This is a genomic window from Providencia sp. PROV255 (assembly GCF_028478065.1).
Taxonomy (GTDB): Bacteria; Pseudomonadota; Gammaproteobacteria; order Enterobacterales; family Enterobacteriaceae; genus Providencia; species Providencia rettgeri.
The window spans coordinates 46122-64453 of sequence record NZ_JAMPMI010000011.1; the positions used below are offsets into that span (position 1 = coordinate 46122).

Annotated in this window: 15 protein-coding genes and 1 tRNA gene; 3 read left to right on the forward strand and 13 right to left on the reverse strand. The window is 41.6% G+C overall.

Translation table 11 applies throughout. From position 1 onward, the window contains the following. Positions 1 to 168: 168 nt before the first annotated feature. Together PR725_RS13535 and yhjD are read left to right on the forward strand one after the other, a co-directional pair. Positions 169 to 573, forward strand: a complete 405-nt coding sequence (locus tag PR725_RS13535; RefSeq protein ID WP_004266026.1) for a DUF1090 domain-containing protein — start codon at positions 169 to 171, stop codon at positions 571 to 573. A 201-nt stretch (positions 574 to 774) separates the two neighbouring features. Next, entirely contained in the window at positions 775 to 1767 is a 993-nt protein-coding gene (gene yhjD, locus PR725_RS13540; RefSeq protein WP_004266030.1) for an inner membrane protein YhjD, read from the forward strand. Between the two features lie 46 nt (positions 1768 to 1813). Here yhjD and PR725_RS13545 read toward each other — a convergent pair whose 3' ends face one another. Beyond that, positions 1814 to 2875 carry an NAD(P)H-dependent flavin oxidoreductase gene (locus tag PR725_RS13545; RefSeq protein WP_272569392.1) on the reverse strand — a complete coding sequence of 354 codons (1062 nt, stop codon included), beginning with the start codon at positions 2873 to 2875 and terminating at the stop codon, positions 1814 to 1816. A 210-nt stretch (positions 2876 to 3085) separates the two neighbouring features. Between PR725_RS13545 and PR725_RS13550 the strand changes: the two genes are divergently transcribed. Next, positions 3086 to 4090 (forward strand): serine hydrolase domain-containing protein, encoded by a 1005-nt coding sequence (locus PR725_RS13550; RefSeq protein ID WP_272569394.1) that lies wholly within the window; start codon positions 3086 to 3088, stop codon positions 4088 to 4090. A gap of 59 nt (positions 4091 to 4149) precedes the next feature. On the opposite strand, the gene PR725_RS13555 is transcribed toward PR725_RS13550, so the two are convergent. The 12 genes from PR725_RS13555 to glyQ all read right to left on the reverse strand — a co-directional run bounded on the left by PR725_RS13555 (position 4150) and on the right by glyQ (position 18130). Next, positions 4150 to 5646 carry a M16 family metallopeptidase gene (locus tag PR725_RS13555; RefSeq protein ID WP_272569396.1) on the reverse strand — a complete coding sequence of 499 codons (1497 nt, stop codon included), beginning with the start codon at positions 5644 to 5646 and terminating at the stop codon, positions 4150 to 4152. Positions 5647 to 5815: 169 nt separating this feature from the next. After that, on the reverse strand, positions 5816 to 6514 hold the full coding sequence (locus PR725_RS13560; RefSeq protein ID WP_004266042.1) for a HAMP domain-containing protein: 699 nt from the start codon (positions 6512 to 6514) through the stop codon (positions 5816 to 5818). 193 nt (positions 6515 to 6707) lie between these two features. After that, entirely contained in the window at positions 6708 to 7712 is a 1005-nt protein-coding gene (gene dppF / locus PR725_RS13565) for a dipeptide ABC transporter ATP-binding subunit DppF (RefSeq protein WP_004266044.1), read from the reverse strand. After that, entirely contained in the window at positions 7709 to 8689 is a 981-nt protein-coding gene (gene dppD, locus PR725_RS13570) for a dipeptide ABC transporter ATP-binding protein (RefSeq protein WP_272569399.1), read from the reverse strand. Before dppD ends, dppF begins: the two co-directional genes overlap by 4 nt. Before the next feature lie 12 nt (positions 8690 to 8701). Next, positions 8702 to 9604, reverse strand: a complete 903-nt coding sequence (gene dppC, locus PR725_RS13575; RefSeq protein ID WP_109912889.1) for a dipeptide ABC transporter permease DppC — start codon at positions 9602 to 9604, stop codon at positions 8702 to 8704. A gap of 10 nt (positions 9605 to 9614) precedes the next feature. Further along, positions 9615 to 10634, reverse strand: coding sequence for a dipeptide ABC transporter permease DppB (gene dppB / locus PR725_RS13580; RefSeq protein ID WP_004262635.1), 1020 nt, complete (start codon positions 10632 to 10634; stop codon positions 9615 to 9617). 168 nt (positions 10635 to 10802) lie between these two features. Continuing rightward, positions 10803 to 12410: a dipeptide ABC transporter periplasmic-binding protein DppA gene (dppA, locus tag PR725_RS13585; protein ID WP_109912888.1), complete on the reverse strand. Its 1608-nt coding sequence runs from the start codon at positions 12408 to 12410 to the stop codon at positions 10803 to 10805. A gap of 620 nt (positions 12411 to 13030) precedes the next feature. After that, complete coding sequence (locus PR725_RS13590) at positions 13031 to 14554, reverse strand: ShlB/FhaC/HecB family hemolysin secretion/activation protein (protein WP_272517704.1); 1524 nt, start codon at positions 14552 to 14554, stop codon at positions 13031 to 13033. Further along, positions 14544 to 14711: a hypothetical protein gene (locus PR725_RS13595; protein ID WP_196720010.1), complete on the reverse strand. Its 168-nt coding sequence runs from the start codon at positions 14709 to 14711 to the stop codon at positions 14544 to 14546. The genes PR725_RS13590 and PR725_RS13595 overlap by 11 nt, the downstream gene beginning before the upstream one ends. Positions 14712 to 14845: 134 nt before the next feature. Continuing rightward, positions 14846 to 14922, reverse strand: a tRNA-Pro gene (locus tag PR725_RS13600). 220 nt (positions 14923 to 15142) lie between these two features. Then, a complete protein-coding gene (gene glyS, locus PR725_RS13605) occupies positions 15143 to 17212 on the reverse strand; it encodes a glycine--tRNA ligase subunit beta (RefSeq protein WP_109912886.1) in 2070 nt (689 codons plus the stop codon). A gap of 9 nt (positions 17213 to 17221) precedes the next feature. Continuing rightward, the gene (gene glyQ / locus PR725_RS13610; RefSeq protein WP_109912885.1) at positions 17222 to 18130 is read right to left on the reverse strand and encodes a glycine--tRNA ligase subunit alpha; all 909 of its coding nucleotides are present in this window, start codon (positions 18128 to 18130) and stop codon (positions 17222 to 17224) included. Positions 18131 to 18332 lie beyond the last annotated feature (202 nt).

Sequence of the window (18332 nt, forward strand, 5' to 3'; positions counted from 1 at the left end):
TTAAAGATAGCCTTTTTGAACAAAAAATAGACCGGATTTATTCTTCCGCCTCATTATAGCTAAATTTAGCAACAAATGTCATAACCATAGTCATGCTAAAATTCACATGACCAGAATGAAAGAAAACGCTATCCTAAACACAAATTTAAAAATAAACAGAGGTAAATTATGAATAAGTTACTTATCACCACCAGCGCTTGTGTTTTATTTTTTGCTAGCTCATCGGCAATGGCAGCAAAAACACAAAACGGCTGCGAAATAAAAAAACAACGCATCGAAGAACAAATCAATTACGCTAAGCAACATGGAAATCAGCATCGAGTAAGAGGCTTAGAAGAAGCATTAGATAATGTGAATCGTTATTGTACGCCGGAATCTTTATACCGTGATAGCCAAAAAGAGGTAGCAGAGAAAACAGAAAAAGTGCAAGAACGTGAAGCTGAATTACAAGAAGAAAAACTAGAGGGCAATGACCGTAGCAAAATTGAAAAGCGCGAGAGAAAATTAGCAGAAGCACAAGCTGAATTAAAAGAGGCCCAAGCTGAGCTGAAAGTTTATAAAGATGCGCTTTAGCCTATCGCCCCTTTTCCTCTGATTAATTAATTAGTTACTTTAACTTTAAACAAACATCCCAATGACTATTTATCTCATAACACAGTCATTGGGATGAATTTATTGGCCAATTTAAGCTATAGTATTGTGCATATCATTCATTTATAGGCATTAAATAGGTCGAAAAGTCAGACAATTTTAGTTGCGGGAAAAGGGGATTAAATGTCGAATACGCAGGAAGAAGAACAAAAAGATACCAATAAACTGAAAGCGACACTGAATAAAAGTATTGATGGCAGTAAAAAAGCATTGACCTTCTCAATGCGAGTTGTGAACTTTATTTGTGCGATTCCTTTTATTGCTCATATCATTCGTACTGCACAACGTTTTAACGACCGAATGGGAAACCAGTTTGGGGCTGCAATTACCTATTTTTCCTTTCTCTCTTTAATTCCTGTTTTAATGTTTTCATTCGCCGCTGCCGGTTTTGTATTAGCCAGCAATCCTGAATTACTTGAAAAATTAGTTCGTGGAATTTCTGCAAATATTACTGACCCTACGCTCGCAAATACATTAGAAAGAACAATCGATACGGCAATACGTCAACGTACGACAGTTGGATTAACCGGGTTAGCTTTAGCCGTATACTCCGGAGTTAATTGGGTTAATAACTTACGCTTGGCTATTTTGGCTCAATCACGTTCTGTATGGGAACGTAATGAAGATGAACATGAAAATATTATTTTCCGCTACATTCGCGACTTCTTTGCTTTAATTGGTCTACTTATTGCCTTAATTGTGACAATTACCCTGACTTCTGTTGCTGGCTCTGCACAGGCGACGATTGTCAGTACGCTTGGGCTAGACGGTATAGAATGGCTAAAACCTGCTTGGACACTGATTGGTTTAACCATATCCATTACAGCCAACTTCCTATTATTTTTATGGATTTTTTGGATCCTACCGCGCATGCAACATCGCCGCAGATCACTATTTAAAGGAACATTGCTGGCGGCCATTGGGTTTGAAATCATAAAATCCATTATGACTTGGATTTTGCCTAACCTTGCTTCATCGCCTTCTGGAGCCGCATTTGGTTCAGTCCTTGGGCTAATGGCCTTCTTCTACTTCTTTGCGCGTTTAACTTTATTTTGTGCAGCTTGGATAGCCACTGATGAGCCAAAAGGTTCATTGGATAACGAAATGGTTGAATAGCAGCTTATTGAGGGCGGTGATGTAACCCGCCCTACCACGCTTAAAACTAGCGTTTCATTTCTTCTGCTAACGTTTTAACCAATAAAGACGCTGGCATCTCGCGAGCTTTCGCCACACTCTGCCCCGCCCAATATGCCGCAAACTCATCGCTACCTGACTTCATTGCCGCCGCATTAAGTTGCTTACCAATATCATAAACTAATGGGTAATCAGGTAATTTACTTGTCTCGTAGCCGTTGCCTACTTGAATAAATTGATTAATAATCCCTCTCGCTGGACGCCCTGAAATTGCAGAAGTGAGTAGAGTGTGATCCCCAGTTTGCTGCTTGATCTTAGCTCGGTATCCTGCATTCGCAGCAGATTCAGGACAAAGCAAAAATGCCGTTCCTAATTGCGCGGCGGCAGCACCGCACTCTAAAGCCATATTGATAGCTTGTCCATCCATCATGCCACCAGCTGCAATCACTGGTAAATCAATATGTTGAGAGATTAACGTCACTAATTCATAAGTGGTGAGTTCTTCATCTAAAGCTTGCAAATCAAACATGCCTCGATGCCCTCCCGCTTCAATACCTTGTGCAACAACGGCGTCAATTCCAACCAATTCAATTTGTTGTGCTTCGTGCAAATTAGTAGCCGTCGCCATGGTATAGATACCGTGTTGCTTGAATTGCTGTATCACCTCGGTGGATGGAATATTAAAATGAAAACTCACTACTGCAGGTTTTGTTTCGAGTAACATCGATAACATTTCTGAGTTATCTAAAAAAGTTTGATAAATTTCACTGAGATAAGTAGGGGGAGTCTCATTAAATTGGGCGAAATAAGGTGCTAAATACTGGATCCATCCCTGCTCATTAGCGGGATAACGTTTAGCCGGTAAATGGCAGAATAAATTGACATTGAATGCTTTACTTGTCAGTGCTTGCGTTTGAGTAATCAATTGGCGAGCTTGTTCCACTGAATTTGCGCCTAAGCCTAGCGAGCCAAGCCCACCAGCCTCTGAGACCGCAGCGGCTAGTGCTGGAGTAGAAACACCCGCCATCGGCGCTTGTATGATGGGATAACGCAAACCTAACCGTTGTAGAAATATATTCGAGTTGTTCATGTTCTTTCCTTTACTTCAATATCCGGGTACATTTTATGTTCTTATATTGAAGATAAACATAGCACCAAATTTATATAAAAAGAAAAAACACTTGCCATCATATGGTCGCCAACTTGTTTCTTTAAGCGCATTTAAAGCGTACATTGAATTGTATAAATATGATTAAGATGGCATGCATCTTCATCTTAATCATTTAATAATGAGATTATTATGCCCCTCCCTATTCAACAGCTCGAAAATTTAACTTGTGGTGTCGTCCTTTACTACCATAATCAAACCAAAAATAGCGTGAATACCTTCTGTGCTAGAGGGGCGGATATTGAAGGTATGCCTCTTACTGTTGATACACCGCTGCGAATTGCCAGTAATACAAAGACATTTACCGCCGCTGCCATTTTACGCCTTACTGAAATGGGAAAACTCAGTATTGATGATGCAATACCTAAATATATTGACCCGCAGTATAATGCACTACTCAGTAGCCAATATAACACTCAAGCTATCACTATCCGCCATTTACTGGAGCACAGTAGTGGTCTACTAGACCATGCAGATGGTGACTACCTCAAAGCCGTTCTTAAACAACCTAATTATGTTTGGAGCCGAACCGAACAAATCGAAATATACATGCGTAAACAGTTTCCAACATTTTCGCCTGCTGAATCCTTTATCTATTCAGATACTGGATATATTTTGCTCGGTGATATTATTGAGAGGATCACGGGTAAATCCCTTGGCCTAGCTGTTAGAGAGCTTTTGCATTTCGACACTATTGGTCTTGAAAGTGCCTATTGGGAATCATTAGAACAACCATCCCAAGACTCAGCCCCAAGAGCACGTCAATATTTAGGGAAATGGGATGGAACTCATATTCACGCCTCCATGGATGCCTATGGTGGCGGTGGCTTAGTTATGTCATCGAAACAAATGGCGATATTTTTAGAAGCACTGTTTGAGGGGAATATTTTTTCATCACCGAATACACTAGAGACGATGCTAAGTATGGGGTCTCACGAAGGTGCAGAACACTATCGATTGGGCATTATGGTGAATGTTGTCAATGGCATCACCTTGTATTCCCATTTGGGTTTTTGGGGGTCTGTCGCCTATTACGCACCTGAAGCAAAAACCAGTGCAGCAGGGTTTGTTGATGACAAAGAATCACGAGAAGCGCTAATTTGTGTGATTGAATCGCTATTAAGCCAACAACATTAAATTAAAAGATAGCCACTGAATCATTCAATAGCTATCTTTCATATTTCTATTTTGCCCACTTATTGTGCGGCTGGCTTTTCTGCAACAGGCTTAACAGGAGCCACTTCTATTGATGCTGGCGCGGCAATTTGCGGCCATAACACCTTGGTAAATTTCTGACGAATTCGTTCTGCATCCATCATTTGCTTATCTTTTGGCTGCGCTAATACAAAAGCAGCTTCTTGAGATAACAACCGACGGGCTTCCATATTTACCTGTTCAAGGCTTTGTGAAGCCAAGAAAGTTTGCCTTAACCGCTGGTACTGTTCAGGGGCGATGTCAACGACCCCATTTTGTTGGGAAATCAGACGTTGGCTAATCAAAACATCGGTACTTGTACGCGCGTAGGCGGCAAATAATTGCGATAACTGCACCTGTTTTTCTTTGAGCATGTCGTCAAATAACTCAGCAGCAATACCATTTTGGTTAATCGATGCAAGTTCACTCGCGACGATATCTGTCACCGCTTCCATTTTTTCAGGCGCTGCCGTCACCGTTAATGTGCAACTGGCTTTTTGATATTGCACGCGGCAATCTAGCCCTGGAACAATTTCCCCTTGATTAAATTTCTGATTGAACGCTTTTTGCAAAGAGCGATAAACTGCCTCACGCGCTAAGTCACTCGACCAATAACGCAGTAAAACGTTTGAATCTTTAATGGGTAGCCAATCAATGTCCCAAATTAATGAAAGCGTATCCTGCGCAGGTTGTTCCTGCAAAATATCAATAGATTGCGGTTTTACTGCTGATAATACCGCAACAGAAACAGGCTCAGAGCGCTTACCTTCCAATGAAGAGAACGTTTGTGAGATTGAATCAGATAACATTCGAGAATCTACATGGCCCGCAACATACAATGTCATCACATCCGGTGTGTACCATTTTTGATAAAACGAGTTCACACTATCAAGAGCGACAGTACCATTCGGTTTTTGGCCAGGGTCATACCCCATCATCGTTGAACCCTTTAAACGCGCTCGCCAAACAGGATCGTTGGCATTTAAAGGTAGTGTTGCAACTGGGACATTTTGTGCCGTCAAGCCGTTATGCAATGTCGTTTCTGTATACTCAGCACCTGCAACAGAAGTCGCTAGCCAGCTTAGGGCTTGCTTAATTAAGTCGGGGCGATTATTTGGTAAGCTTAAGCTATAAATAGTGTAGTCATAGGAAACAACCGCGGGTGGAATTGGCATATCAGGGTCTGCGGCCTGGCGCCAGAATTCTTGCAATGTTGTTGTTGGAAATGCTTCAGTTTGATGAAACAACGCCATTTTAGGTATAAGGTAACTGTATCCTTTCTCGCTCGCTTTTTCTGTTAATGAGCCTGTTTTAATTGCTAACCTGAGCTGGATACGGTCATTTGGACGTTGTGGTGTTTGTAATAATTGCCAGCTAAAGCCATTTTCTAGCTTCCCTTGCTGCCATGCTGGATCAGGTTGTAAAGGCTCAGCGCTGGCTAAATGCGCGACTGAGAATAATACAACACCAATGATATACCGAACTTTCAAGCCCTGCATGTAAACCCCTATGTGTTTTATATCTTTATATTTAACCGCAAATAACGACAGATAAATTAACGAAAAACGCGAACTTATCGGGTTAAACGATATAGTTTGGCTTTATTCCATTTTTCATTGTCACCACTATAACGATATTAGACCATAAAGCTGAGTCCATGTTCATGGCTTAGTCTGATTTTTGCTGTTTTCTTTGACGATTATACCCTTTTGCTAGCAAACCTAGCTCATCGTCACGATGATATTCAGACACAGCAATTTGATTAACTTCAGAATTTGTCTGTAACTCAATTGCGATTTTACGCAGTGGCCTTATTATCATACGACTGACACACCACGTCATTCCAATAGCAATAATGAGCACCAACAACAAATAAGTTGTCGTCATCAAAGCAAGGGTGTTGAGCGCAAACCGATAAACACGGTTCGGGTCAACTTGTAATGTCAAATACCCTTGAGGCTTAGCCTGCAACACAACATTCCCGTATGCATACAGTGGCACGGTCATTTCGACAGGGATACCCACAAAATGAGTCACCCAATTAGGTATCGGCTTAGGCGTTGCAAAGCTTAGATTCATTACCGTTGTACCATCAACAGTAATAATCGCATTTCCCATAATGCCTGATGTCTTTAAACTTATCAGTAGCCGTTTAACTTCGTTGAGGTCAGAGCTTAACAATGAATCTGTTAATGGTTTTTGAATTTGTACTACAGCGTTACTGAGTTGGTCTAAATAATCTTGCTTACGTTGCTCAACTAAGTAACTGAATTGAATAGCTAAAAAAAGCGCAAGTGATAGCAACGTAATCATAAAGAATACGACCATACTTTTTAATGTTAGTGAGCGTTGGACTCGGGTATTCATTTGGCCACAACCTTTCTAATCAAGCAGCTTTTTAAAGAAAATGGAAACATCAGCCAGTATACTTGATTTTATCTGCAAAAGAGTAGTTTAAAAAGAAAGATTGGGTATTTAGGACAAACAGCATGTTAACGCCATTTAAAGGCACGATGAAATAAAAAACGGCAGAAAGTTAACCTTTCTACCGTTTCACATATCAGCTCACCGTTATCGTCTGTTTTTCATCTTCATCAACTGCAAAACACGCAACCAACTGTTGGTCATATTCCTTCAATGTTGGCTGGAATTGCGTACATTGGCCAAATGCTCTACGGCACCGCGCTGCAAATGCACATCCCGGTGGTGGGTTTAAAGGGCTTGGTAACTCTCCCGTTAACTTAATACGTTCACGCCGAGCATCTGGATTCAGCCTTGGTGTTGCTGATAATAACGCTTGGGTATAAGGGTGAAGAGGGTTATTAAAAATCTGCTCTTTTGTCCCTTTCTCCACACAGCGCCCTAAATACATCACCATAACTTCATCAGCAATATGCTCTACCACCGATAAATCATGTGAAATAAAGACATAAGACAAACCTAGATCTTGCTGTAAATCCATCATCAGATTTAATACTTGAGCACGAACAGAAACATCCAGCGCGGAAACCGGTTCATCAGCAACCACGATGTCAGGGTCAAGCATTAAACCCCGTGCTATCGCGATACGTTGACGCTGCCCGCCAGAAAACATGTGAGGATACCGGCTATAGTGTTCTGTTTTTAAACCCACTTTTGCCATCATAGATAATACTTTTTCTTTGCGCTGCTCTTTCGACAATGAAGTATTAATCAATAACGGCTCTTCCAAAATTTGCCCCACCTTTTTACGAGGGTTCAAAGAGCCATAAGGGTTTTGAAACACAATTTGGATTTTTTGACGACGCAGTTTCTCTGCAGACTTATCTTTTACTAACAAGTTTTGCTCTTGGTAATACAACTCGCCCTCAGAGGGTTGCTCAATCATGGTTAATAAACGACCTAATGTCGATTTACCACAACCCGATTCTCCAACTACTGCCAATGTTTTGCCTCTTTCTAGCTCAAAAGAAACGCCATCCAATGCTTTCAAGGTTTTTTCCGCAGCAAAAACCCCTCTTTTGACAGAGTAATATTTTTTCAAATCCACCGCTTTGAGCAATGGAGCATGTTGTTTGTCACTCATAATGTTGGCCTCCCCATATCATCCAGCGGCATATGGCATTTGACTTGGCGATCACCAACGGTTTGTAACATTGGCTCTTCTTGACGGCATTTCTCCGTTGCATACGGACAACGTGGATTCAATAAACAACCCATAGGCCTATCATATTTTCCGGGCACTACACCCGGGAGTGAGGCTAAACGTGATTTATTCGTCGCAAATTCAGGCAAAGCACGTAGTAGCGCTTGTGTATAAGGATGACGAGGATGCTTAAAAATATCGTTCGCTTTGGCTGACTCAACCACCTGCCCCGCATACATCACAATAATATGATGTGCAGCTTCTGCCACTAAAGCGAGGTCATGAGTGATAAGTACCAACGCCATATTTTCTTGTTGCTGTAATTCCAACAGCAATTCAATAATTTGCGCTTGAATAGTGACATCTAACGCTGTTGTCGGTTCATCCGCAATCAATAACTTAGGACGACATGCAATTGCCATTGCTATCATTACACGCTGGCTCATTCCACCGGACAACTGGTGGGGATACACATCTAAACGTGATTGTGGATCAGGGATCCCTACCATATCTAAGAGGTCAATAGCCCGCTGTTTACGTGTACTTTTGCTTCCTCCTTGGTGAACTTTCAACGCTTCCATGATTTGATAACCCACAGTAAAACATGGGTTTAAACTGGTCATCGGGTCTTGGAAAATCATTGCTACATCGGCACCAACAATCTGCCTGCGTTCTTTTTCAGGGATCGACAGTAAATCACGCCCATCAAATTTTAAAGAATCAGCCATTACTTTCCCGGGGTAATCAATTAACCCCATAATCGCGAGTGAGCTAACGGATTTACCTGAACCCGATTCACCAACGATACCAACGACTTGGCCTTTATCAACGCTATAACTGATGCGGTCAACGGCGCGAAACGGTGCTTTTTTGTCTCCGAAATGTACCGAAAGTTGTTCTACATTTAACAATGCCATTTGGTTACCTCATCACTGCTTGAGTTTTGGATCAAATGCATCACGTAACCCATCACCCATCAGGTTAAACGCAAGCACCGTCAATAAAATTGCCAGTCCAGGGAAAGTCACAACCCACCATGCGCTTTGTGCAAATTGCAGCACATCAGACAGCATCGTTCCCCACTCAGGAGTCGGTGGCTGTGCGCCCATTCCAAGGAAACCCAAAGCAGCCATATCTAAAATGGCATTCGAAAAACCTAAAGAGGCCTGCACAATCAATGGAGCCAAGCAGTTAGGCAAGATGTTCACAAACATTTGGCGTACTGCCCCGGCCCCCGCAACACGAGAAGCCGTCACATAGTCACGGTTTACTTCCACTAAAACCGCTGCTCGTGTTAATCGAATATAGTGAGGTAATGCAACAAACGTCAAAGCAATCGAGGCATTAACAATAGAAGGACCAAAAATGGCGACCAGCACCAAGGCTAATAATAAACTTGGTAATGCCAGCATGATATCGACAACACGCATAATTAATGCGTCAACGACACCACCAAAATAGCCAGCGATCACACCAATAGTGACCCCCATGATTAATGATAGAACAACCACTAAACAGCCAACTAGCAGTGACAGGCGGGCGCCATACATTAAACGAGAGAGTAGGTCGCGCCCAACATCATCAGTCCCTAAAATAAACTGCCAACTTCCCCCATCTTCCCAAACGGGTGGAGCAAGTAAGAAATCACGGAATTGTTCGTCTGGGGCATGTGGGGCTAATACCCCCGCAAAAATCGCAATCAGTACCATCAGGATAATGTAGAACATCCCGACAACTGCCCCTTTGTTACGTTTAAAATAGTGCCAAAATTCTTGTAATGGGGTCATCGGCTGCGGGGCGCTGACAACGGTTGGCTCAGTAGATTGAGACATTTAGCGCTCCTTATTTTTTATGACGAATACGTGGGTTTACAATGCCATACAGCACGTCGACCACTAAGTTTACGAAGATAATCAATGTCGCAACCAGCAGAACTCCCCCCTGGACAACAGGGTAGTCTCGACGCTGTAGCCCTTCGATTAACCAGCGTCCTAACCCGGGCCATGAGAAAATAGTTTCTGTCAAAATAGCCCCTGCTAACATCACCCCCACCTGCAAGCCAATTACCGTGACCACAGGCAATAATGCATTGCGTAATGCATGAATTAAAATTACGCGCGCGCGGCCAAGACCTTTGGCACGAGCAGTACGAATATAATCTTCTCCCAGCACTTCTAGCATTGATGAGCGAGTCATACGTACAATGACGGCTAATGGGATCGTTCCCAAAACAATGGAAGGCAATATTAAGTGCTCTACAGCATCAATAAAATCGCCATCTTCACCCCAAATTAGGGTATCAATTAACATAAAACCGGTTAGAGGCTGAGAATCATCAAGAAAAACGGTATCACTGACTCGCCCTGCAACCGGAGTGAGGTCTAACTGTACCGACACTAACATGATGAGCATGATCCCCCACCAGAAGATAGGCATTGAGTAACCCGTTAAAGAAAGGCCAATTGCGGTATGGTCAAAAATTGACCCACGTTTTACTGCGGCTAACACCCCAACTGGGATCCCAACAGAAATCGCAAAAATCATGGCGCAAGTTGCCAATTCGACTGTTGCTAAAAAACGAGGTAAAAACTCTTCCCATACCCCGATGCGACTTTTTAGGGAAATCCCCAAATCACCATGAAATATCCCATTGATATAATGGAGATATTGTTTCCAAAGTGGCTGATCAAGCCCTAGTTCAGCCATTAAATAAGCATGCCTTTCAGGGGATAACCCCCTTTCACCAGCCATGATCATCACCGGGTCACCTGGGATCATGTGGACAAAAGCAAAAGTCAATAATGTAATACCGATAAACGTGGGGATCACAAGCCCCAATCGTCGGAGGATAAATTGCAACATATCCTGAATCTCTTTAATAATGCCGTTGACGGCTCTTAGTCCGTTTGGCTACTCAGAAAATCGCTTTTCCGGGTGCTCACAAACAACTCAACTTCTCTGCTTCTTCTAGAGAAGAAAACGCCCTCCGCTCTAAACCAGCAACGAAGGGCATAGACAGATTAGATACGATTACTTCTCAATATCGACGTTTTCGAAGTGGTGTTTGCCTAGTGGGTCAACCACATAGCCTTTGACTTCTTTACGTACTGGTTCAAACACTGTGGAGTGCGCAATAATGAGGGCTGGAGCCTGCTCATTCATCACAACTTGCGCTTGTTTGTACAGCTCGACTCGTTTGTCGTGATCTGCTGTTTGACGTGCTGGTTGGATCAAGTTTTCGAAACTTTGATTACACCATTTTGAGTAGTTAGAACCTTGTTCTTTTGCTGCACAGCTAAACAAGGTTGCAAAGAAGTTATCAGGGTCCCCATTGTCACCCGTCCAACCCATCATTACCGTTTGTGGCTCGCCATCTTTCGCTCGCTTGAGGTATTCACCCCACTCATAGCTGACAACCTTTGATTTAACGCCAACTTTTGCCCAGTCCGCTTGGATCATTTCCGCCATGCGACGGGCATTTGGGTTATATGGTCGTTGAACAGGCATAGCCCATAGGTCAATTTCAAAGCCATTCGGGAAGCCCGCTTCTGCTAATAATGCTTTTGCTTTTTCAGGATTATATTCGTAATCGTTCACCGCATCGTTATAGCCCCACATTGTTGGTGGGATAAGGTTTTTCGCTTTTTGGCCTGCACCTTGATAAACCGCTTCGATAATTGCATCTTTGTTCACCGCCATAGACAGTGCTTGGCGAACCTTTTGATTATCCAGCGGTTTTTTCTCAACGTTATAAGAGAGATAACCAACGTTCAGCCCTGGTTGCTCCATTAACGTAATGTCTTTATCTTGCTTCATGCGCTCTAAATCAGCCGGGTTTGGATATGGCATAACTTGGCATTCATTTTTTTGCAATTTTGCATAACGAACGGAAGCATCTGGTGTGATAGAGAAGACTAAGCGGTCAAGTTTAGGTTTCGTGCCCCAGTATTGATCATTGGCTTTATAAAGAATACGAGAGTCTTTTTGATACTGTTGCAGAACAAATGGGCCCGTTCCAATTGGGTTTAAGTCTACTTTTTCTGGCGTGCCCGCTTTCAGCATCTGGTCTGCATATTCAGCAGAAAGAATTGATGCGAAGTCCATTGCCATATCAGCTAAGAATGGAGATTCAGGGCGAGTTAAGGTAATTTTTACCGTATTATCATCAACTTTCTCTACTTTATCGATGATTTTATCCATATCCATTCCCATAAAGTATTCATAGCTACCACCTGAAACTTTATGATATGGGTGGTTAGCATCTTTTTGACGCATAAATGTATAGATTACATCGTCTGCGTTCAAATCACGGCTTGGTTTAAATTCTTTATTCGAGTGCCATTTGACACCTTTACGCAGATGGAAAGTGTACTCTTTACCATCATCGCTCACTTCCCAGCTTTCAGCCAAACCGGGTTCAATTTCAGTTGTTCCTAATTTGAACTCAACTAAACGGTTATACAGTGGGATAGAGCTTGCATCATAAGTCGTTCCTGATGTGAACAACTGTGGGTTAAAGCCCTCAGGGGAGCCCTCTGAACAATAAACTAATGTTTTTGCCTGTACTGATGCGGATACCGCTAATGCTGCCAATGTAAGCCCTACTGTCAGTAGGCCGGTCTTTTTAATAGAGCGCATCTGTATGCTCCTATGGTGTTCATGTTGTTTTGCTTGATGTCTAAATCCGTCATAAAAGCGACAGATGTAGTATCTGTATTTTTTGTTATTCATTGTGCAATTAATCAACTGTCACTCGCTTCGTCAATAGCCACATTTACGACCCACCTTCAATTCATGTAACATATTAGAAACAATTAACACTGCAATTTAGCTTAAAATTTCATAATAAAGAATGAGACGCAGGCGTTATAACCATATAATTAGTAATGAATAGGGTTTTATATCGAGGTTATTTATTTTTATATTTGTGATTAAGTGCTGAATTACTGAACGAATATAGTGCTTTTATTGGTGCGATACGAAATAAAACACTAAAGAGAATCGATGTGGAAATTATTTTAGTATGTAATTATTTAGTTTGTTTTTTATGCAAATAAAAAACATTCAACTGCCTATGCTAAACATAATTTTAACTATTTGATAACTTAAAGAATAAAATAATACTCGCCGTATTATTTCAGTCGATTTATTGGCGTACAGAAAATGCTCTAATACATACGATAAAAACTACAATTAGCTAATTTGTATAAAAAACACCACTTAGATGACGCGACAAACAATACAATCTACTGATTTTATTAATAATAATATGCAACATGAAGGCCCGAACTGACATCATGCATAACAGATTGGTTTCCTTGCCAAAAAGGCATTTCCGCAAATAAGTGATATGATAAACGCCCTAATTGGCCTTTTGCTCCTATCCTTCCACCTAGTAATACGTTTTCCTTCCAAAATGTTGCTTTATCATTTGCCGTTGCTCCCATACCCAATGAAGTATATAGAGCCACTTGCTGCCAAGGAGTATTCCATAACAGTTCATTTTCCAACCTTAAGCTATTATCCCCCATATCAGTATATTGCGGTCCGCCAGTAAAACCGCTAATACCACCAGCTCCAACTAATGATTCTTGGTCTAGTAACACATCTAACTTGTCACGGCTCAGCTGCACCTCAAATTGGCCTTGATATTGAAAAGGAAGCACTTCTCTATACGTTGAAAGTGATATTTTCAAAATTTGAGGCTTACGCAATCCCGTTATTTGCTGTGCATTAGCACCAAACCAGTCAGTTCCTTGCTTATATTTTAATTTTAGTAAGGTATTGCCTTGTGAAAAATTAGTTTGATGAGAAAATTCACCAATAATGTAATTAGCATAGCGCTGTTGTGTTTGTAAGTATAAATCAGACAAAAAAGTGTCACTTTTTTGGGTTTGAGACCCTATGCTTATTGAGGTAACCGAATGTTCAGTTCGCTTTAATAAGTATTCTGCATTTAGTAAGAGGAACCAGTGGTACTGTTGTAGTGGTAAAGCCATATCATAGCCGGTAAGAACGGATTTATTTTCCTGATACCCACCAGATACAGAAAAAAGCCAATAATGATATGGAAGGGAATAGAACAATGCTGCTGATGTTATTTCAGTGTCTTCCGAACCGCTTAGCTGACGACTGACTTCCGAATATAAAAAATCACTGCGTAGCAAAGGATTAGCGGCTATAAAAGTATGGCTGACTGTATTACCTACCTGCCGAGCAATTGAGCGTGACTCAAAAGATAGAATCCCTTGAAATTCACGTCGGTGTTGACCAATCACCAATATTTGCGTGCCGTTTTCATTGGTTTCATCTGGAATTAATTTAATTTGAAAGGGAAGCAAAGAAGTGTTTTGTAAATTGTATAAGCCTTGCTCAAGATGCCAAAGGTTAAGCGCTTCCCCTGGCTTAAAAGGAAATACATGTGGCAGTAAGTTGTCTTCCCTCGGTTCATTTTGATAAACCACCGAAGAAACGGTTCCTACTATTATTTTTGCTTGCAGGATACCAAACAGAAAAGTTTGCTCTGGATAATATAAATAAGAGGTCAGGTAGCCAGCTTTAATAAGCTCAGCCCTAATATAGTCTGCATAGTCGAGCAAACCTTGCTCGCTAATACACTTACCTTCTAGCTTTTTTCGCCATCCATCAATATGCCTAGATGAAACTTCAGTTAGCTGCTGAGCATCGATTAAATAAACTTGGTTAATTATGATACATGTAGGTAATGTTTGAGTAATGGCAGTAACAGGCGTTATAGCATGGCTATAAGCTTTATTGGGCATGAACGCCCAAAAAAAGAAATAAAGGTATATTGATAAAACGTTGTTGGCTTTCATTAACGAGTCCTTGTAATGAAAAAGCTTTTTTACTGGAAACAACATAAAAATGAATAATGATATTCATAAATAATGAGCTATCTGCGAACAATAAATAACTCATCAGTTCAACCATGAACTGGTTATATATCAACAGAAATAGGCTATGGAGAGCAAGGCAAGTTAGTCTGAAATTATAGATAGAAAAAGGAAGATAAAAACGAAAAAACCCACCTCAATGAGGTGGGTCTTAGAATTTGGTCGGCGAGAGAGGATTCGAACCTCCGACCCACTGGTCCCAAACCAGTTGCGCTACCAAGCTGCGCTACTCGCCGAAAACGGTGTGAATAATACTGCCAAGAACGGAGATCGTCAACCCATTTTTCGCCAATTCGGTTCGTTTGCTGATAAAACCACCAAAATGGTAAGGTTTATAAGCTAATCACCTTATTTAAAGTAAAAAATAAGCACTAGAGTATTTTAGTGCTTATTTATCAAACAGGTTAGCATTTATAAAAATAGCGTTAACAATAAGCTAAAAACCTAATTTAAAGCCTATTGCAGCAAAGAAATATCTGCTACTTTCAAGAACAACTCACGTAACTGGCTTAATAGCGTCAAACGGTTAATACGCACCGCTTGGTCTTCATCCATTACCATAACATTTGCAAAGAATTCATCCACGATATCGCGTAAAGAAGCTAATTCAACTAAAGCCTCTTGATAATTTCTTTCTGCAAACATTGGCGCAAGCTTATCTTGTAGCACCACAACATGAGTCGCTAACTTGACTTCTTCAGGCGTTTTTAAAACAGATGCTAAAACGTTGTCAGCCAGTTTTTCTTCTGATTTACTCAGAATATTGGAAACACGTTTATTTGCCGCTGCAAGTGCCTGTGCTTCTTCTAATGAACGGAAGTGAGTAACTGCTTTCACTCGTGCATCAAAGTCAGCAGGTTGTGTTGGACGACGAGCTAATACCGCTTGAATGGTATCAATGCTATAGCCTAATTCTTGATACCAAGAACGGAAACGACCAAGCATAAACTCTACAACGTCATTAACTACATTTTCATTGGTTAATTTATCGCCATATAAACGAGCCGCTTCTTCTGTCATTTCAACGAGATCAAGCTGGTAGCCTTTTTCAACGATAATGCGTAGGACGCCTAGTGCAGCACGGCGCAGAGCGAATGGATCTTTATCACCTTTAGGATGTTGGCCGATACCAAAAATACCAGCAAGCGTATCCATTTTTTCAGCCAATGCTAATGCAGCTGACACATCTGTCGATGGAAGTGCATCTCCTGAAAAACGTGGCTGATACTGCTCTTTTAAAGCTAATGCAACGTCTTCTGACTCACCGTCATGGCGTGCGTAGTGCATTCCCATAACACCTTGAGTGTCTGTAAACTCAAACACCATGTTAGTCATTAAGTCACATTTGGCTAATAAGCCAGCTCGTGTTGCATGATTGACATCTGCACCAATTTTACTCGCAATCCAGCCCGCTAGGGCTTCTAAACGATCTGTTTTATCACGCAGCGTACCTAATTGTTTTTGGAACAATACAGTTTCTAAACGTGGTAAGTTATCTTCCAAACGTTGTTTACGGTCAGTTTTAAAGAAAAATTCGGCATCAGCTAAACGCGGACGTACAACTTTTTCGTTACCTGAAATGATTTGTTGAGGATCAGAAGACTCAATATTTGCCACAAAGATAAAGTTAGGCATTAACTTGCCAGCCTTATCATAAACTGGGAAATATTTTTGGTCCCCTTTCATGGTGTAAACTAGCGCTTCGGAAGGAACATCTAAGAATTTCTCTTCAAATTTAGCCGTTAAAACGACCGGCCATTCAACCAATGAAGTCACTTCTTCAAGTAAGCTATCCGTTAAGTCAGCTTGGCCACCAAGAGCCTGAGCCGCTTTTTCCGCATCCGCTTTAATAACCGCTTTACGTTCTGCGTAATCCGCCATGACTTTACCGCGTTCACGTAAAATGGCTGGATATTGTTCAGCGTTATCAATAGTAAATTCAGCTTCACCCATAAAACGGTGACCACGAATTGTGCGCCCGCTCTTAATACCTAAAATTTCACCCTCGATAACATCACTACCTAACAGTAATGTGACTGTATGAACAGGGCGAACGAATTGAGTGTCTTTATCTGCCCAGCGCATTAATTTAGGGATTGGTAATTTTGCTAGCGCACGGCTAGTCATATCAACCAATAATTCGCTGACAGCCTGCCCTTTCATTTGGGCACGGTATAGTAACCATTCGCCTTTATCTGTGGTCAAACGCTCAGCTTGGTCAACGGTAATACCACAACCACGAGCCCAGCCTTCAGCAGCTTTAGTTGGTTGGCCATCCGGACCAAATGCCTGAGAGATAGCAGGACCGCGTTTTTCAACTTCACGGTCTGGCTGTGAAGCCGCTAAATCAGCTACTTTAAGTGCTAAACGACGAGGGGCAGCAAACCACGTTACTGCACCATGGGCAATATCAGCGCCATCAAGTTCAGCCGTAAAATTTGCAGCAAATGATTCAGCTAATGAACGAAGAGCCTTCGGCGGTAACTCTTCGGTGCCGATTTCCACAAGGAAAGTCTGTTGAGTCATGACAGCCTCTTAGTTCTTATGACACATAGGGAATCCAAGCGCTTCACGAGAAGCATAATACGCTTCTGCAACCCCTTTAGTTAGGGTACGAATACGTAAAATATAGCGTTGGCGTTCAGTAACAGAAATGGCTTTACGTGCATCTAGTAGGTTGAAAGTGTGAGCCGCTTTCAAGATACGTTCGTATGCAGGTAGTGGAAGTGGCGTTTCCAAAGCCAGCAAGTGTTGAGCTTCTTTTTCATACTCTTCAAAACATTTGAAAAGAAAATCAACATTTGCGTATTCGAAGTTATAGGTTGACTGCTCCACTTCGTTTTGATGATAAATATCACCATAAGTGGTTTTACCCAATGGGCCATCACACCAGACAAGGTCATATACGCTGTCCACGCCTTGAATATACATCGCTAAGCGTTCTAGGCCGTATGTAATTTCACCTGTTACGGGTTTACATTCAAGACCACCGACCTGCTGGAAGTAAGTAAACTGAGTCACTTCCATCCCGTTAAGCCACACTTCCCAGCCTAATCCCCAAGCACCCAATGTTGGGTTTTCCCAGTTATCTTCAACAAAACGAATGTCGTGAACTGTTGGGTCAATACCTAATTCTTTTAAAGAACCAAGATATAATTCTTGGATGTTGTCTGGTGATGGTTTGATGATCACCTGAAACTGATAATAATGTTGTAGACGGTTTGGGTTCTCACCATAGCGACCATCAGTTGGTCGGCGAGATGGTTGAACATAAGCCGCAGCAATAGGCTCAGGGCCTAATGCACGCAAACACGTCATTGGGTGAGAGGTTCCTGCGCCGACTTCCATGTCCAATGGTTGAACAATGGTACAGCCTTGACGCGCCCAGTAGTCCTGTAATGTCAGGATAAGACCTTGGAAGGTTTTGGTATCAAACTTTTGCATGTTAGATCCGCACGCGATACGTAAAATTTAATGAAAGTACGCCAGTATACCCTTTGACCGCAAGATATACAGCATTGAATATGCCTGTATTTATTCTAAAAATAAAAAAAAATACTTTCACCCCTTTAAAGCTGGTTATTTATACAGTATAAATGGTTTGTTTTTTGAAACAAGGTTATCGAAACTGTAAAAAGGATGAAAA

What these genes read in the sequence shown, in the direction of transcription:
- PR725_RS13535 (WP_004266026.1), top strand. Translation starts at nt 169, where the DNA reads ATGAATAAGTTACTTATCACCACCAGCGCTTGTGTTTTATTTTTTGCT.
- yhjD (WP_004266030.1), top strand. Translation starts at nt 775, where the DNA reads ATGTCGAATACGCAGGAAGAAGAACAAAAAGATACCAATAAACTGAAA.
- PR725_RS13545 (WP_272569392.1), bottom strand. Translation starts at nt 2,875, where the DNA reads ATGAACAACTCGAATATATTTCTACAACGGTTAGGTTTGCGTTATCCC.
- PR725_RS13550 (WP_272569394.1), top strand. Translation starts at nt 3,086, where the DNA reads ATGCCCCTCCCTATTCAACAGCTCGAAAATTTAACTTGTGGTGTCGTC.
- PR725_RS13555 (WP_272569396.1), bottom strand. Translation starts at nt 5,646, where the DNA reads ATGCAGGGCTTGAAAGTTCGGTATATCATTGGTGTTGTATTATTCTCA.
- PR725_RS13560 (WP_004266042.1), bottom strand. Translation starts at nt 6,514, where the DNA reads ATGAATACCCGAGTCCAACGCTCACTAACATTAAAAAGTATGGTCGTA.
- dppF (WP_004266044.1), bottom strand. Translation starts at nt 7,712, where the DNA reads ATGAGTGACAAACAACATGCTCCATTGCTCAAAGCGGTGGATTTGAAA.
- dppD (WP_272569399.1), bottom strand. Translation starts at nt 8,689, where the DNA reads ATGGCATTGTTAAATGTAGAACAACTTTCGGTACATTTCGGAGACAAA.
- dppC (WP_109912889.1), bottom strand. Translation starts at nt 9,604, where the DNA reads ATGTCTCAATCTACTGAGCCAACCGTTGTCAGCGCCCCGCAGCCGATG.
- dppB (WP_004262635.1), bottom strand. Translation starts at nt 10,634, where the DNA reads ATGTTGCAATTTATCCTCCGACGATTGGGGCTTGTGATCCCCACGTTT.
- dppA (WP_109912888.1), bottom strand. Translation starts at nt 12,410, where the DNA reads ATGCGCTCTATTAAAAAGACCGGCCTACTGACAGTAGGGCTTACATTG.
- PR725_RS13590 (WP_272517704.1), bottom strand. Translation starts at nt 14,554, where the DNA reads ATGCCCAATAAAGCTTATAGCCATGCTATAACGCCTGTTACTGCCATT.
- PR725_RS13595 (WP_196720010.1), bottom strand. Translation starts at nt 14,711, where the DNA reads ATGAGTTATTTATTGTTCGCAGATAGCTCATTATTTATGAATATCATT.
- glyS (WP_109912886.1), bottom strand. Translation starts at nt 17,212, where the DNA reads ATGACTCAACAGACTTTCCTTGTGGAAATCGGCACCGAAGAGTTACCG.
- glyQ (WP_109912885.1), bottom strand. Translation starts at nt 18,130, where the DNA reads ATGCAAAAGTTTGATACCAAAACCTTCCAAGGTCTTATCCTGACATTA.